The organism is Burkholderia sp. HI2714 (genome assembly GCF_002223085.1).
Classification (GTDB): domain Bacteria; phylum Pseudomonadota; class Gammaproteobacteria; order Burkholderiales; family Burkholderiaceae; genus Burkholderia; species Burkholderia lata_D.
The window spans coordinates 1-1,429 of sequence record NZ_NKFM01000143.1; the positions used below are offsets into that span (position 1 = coordinate 1).

Below are 1,429 nucleotides of genomic sequence, written 5' to 3' on the forward strand. Positions count from 1 at the left end.
CTATATGAACGCGTCCCGTTTGCAACAGTTCTCGTGTGTTCCGACAGACAGGATGGGCTGCAGCTCTATATCCGGCCTTGATGCAGTCGATACCGCCGCTGCGGGCCTCTATGAAATCCGCTGACCCGCGCCTCATTCTCCTAACGAGCTCAAAGCTCTTGGTGACATTCAGGCTTGGCGGGCCCAGGTCCTACCTGGCTCGTCATCACACTCGATTGCTGCGCAACCTTTCGACGTTCACCCTATGTAAATGTTGATCTTCTACCTCGCATGAACCGATCAGGCTGGTTTCATGCTGACGTAGTCCTTCCGATACGCTCGCTCATGCGCGAGTACCGCCCAGATCGTCCGCGCCATCTTGTTGGCCAACGCGACGATCACGACATTCGCTGGTCGTCGCTTCTTGATCTGCTCGACCCACGGCCCCGGCTCCTTCGCGTGGGTGAGTACGCTGCGCGCGCCGTGAATCAGCAACGTGCGCAGATACGTGTCGCCTCTCTTGCTGATTCCGTGCAGATTCACCTTGCCGCCAGAGCCTGTCTGCTTGGGCACCAAACCCGCCCACGCCGCAAATTCCCGTCCCGATCTAAACGCTTTCGGATCGCCCATCATGGCCACTGCCGCGGTCGCCGTCAGCAACCCCACGCCAGGAATCTCACTGATTGCCTGCACTGACCGGTCTTCCTTCTTCCAATCGCTCATGCGTCGCTCGATCTCGGCAATCTGTTCGTCAAGTCGTGCCAACCCATTCCACTGTTCGCGCAACGTATCGATCAGTGCCGCTGGCAGACGCTCCGCGATCCGGCCAAGCGCCGCCGGTATCTCCTTGTCCAGTGCCGCCCGGCCCTTGCTCATCACCTCGCCGTATTCCGTCAGCAGTCCACGCAGCCCGTTGATCTGCATCGTGCGGAACTTCACCAACTGCTCCCGCATCCGGTGCAGCGCCAACATCGCCTGCTGCATTTCCGTTTTCACCGCTATCGGCTTGCCCGGCTGCTGTACCGCCAGCCAGATCGCTCGCGCGTCTGCCGCATCGTTCTTGTTGCGGATGTTGAATGCCTTCACAAACTCCGCCGGCATCAGCCTGACCTCGTGACCCATCCGCTTCAGCGCTCGCGCCCAGTGGTGCGCACCGCCACACGCCTCCATTCCAATTACGCACCGCTCACGATTCGCGAAGTGCTCCAGAAACTTCGCACGCTTGATCGCCTTGTTCACAATCTCGCCGCTTGCCTGATCAACGTAATGCACCTGGAACACGTTCTTGGCGATATCGACGCCCACGGCCATACTGTTCATCGTGGATCCTCCGGTTGCCGGGAAATGCGTGCATTTTCCACCTGGGCACATCGATGCCGTTGGCCCGTGAGGATCCACCCCTCTCTTGCTCTCACGTGCGTGGGTGGGACGCGTTCATTTCAATTCTCCT

1 protein-coding gene is annotated in these 1,429 nt (G+C 59.5%); it reads right to left on the reverse strand.

The window, feature by feature from the left end:
* Positions 1 to 279: 279 nt before the first annotated feature.
* On the reverse strand, positions 280 to 1,299 hold the full coding sequence (locus CFB82_RS41520) for an IS110 family transposase (protein WP_089487961.1): 1,020 nt from the start codon (positions 1,297 to 1,299) through the stop codon (positions 280 to 282).
* Positions 1,300 to 1,429: the final 130 nt, after the last annotated feature.